Annotated in this window: 1 protein-coding gene; it reads left to right on the forward strand. The window is 63.9% G+C overall.

Annotation, left to right across the window (positions count from 1 at the left end; all coding sequences use genetic code 11):
• Positions 1-185: 185 nt before the first annotated feature.
• The coding region (locus tag GV792_RS28755; protein WP_163828139.1) for a hypothetical protein at positions 186-385 on the forward strand (200 nt) is incomplete at its 3' end.

Genomic DNA, 385 nt, shown 5'->3' on the forward strand with positions numbered 1-385 from the left:
GTGCGCGACCAGCCTCACCTCGGGACGGTCGTCAGCGTCGGCCATCTCGTTCTCCTCTGGCCCAGATAGCGGCTACGCCGCGAGTTTGACACGCCGCACCGACAGTTCGCCCCAATCAGAAGGAGAACCCAAAACATCGTCTGCACTATCTGGAATATAAGGGATGTCGGGGCTATAGTCGTGGCATGAGGAAGCGTGTAGTGCCTGATGAGGCCACGACTGACGATGTGATGGCGATCTTCGGCTGGTCCCGCTCCGAGGTCAGCCGGCGCCGCCGAAGCGGGGATCTACCCGAGCCCGACCCGTGGCGTGGATCCGAACGCAAGCCGCGATGGTCGCGGGAGGCGATCATGGGCACCCTGTCCCGGATGGGCCTGCTCGATGG

Origin of the sequence: Nocardia cyriacigeorgica, assembly GCF_010868145.1 — a bacterium.
Taxonomy (GTDB): Bacteria; Actinomycetota; Actinomycetes; order Mycobacteriales; family Mycobacteriaceae; genus Nocardia; species Nocardia cyriacigeorgica_D.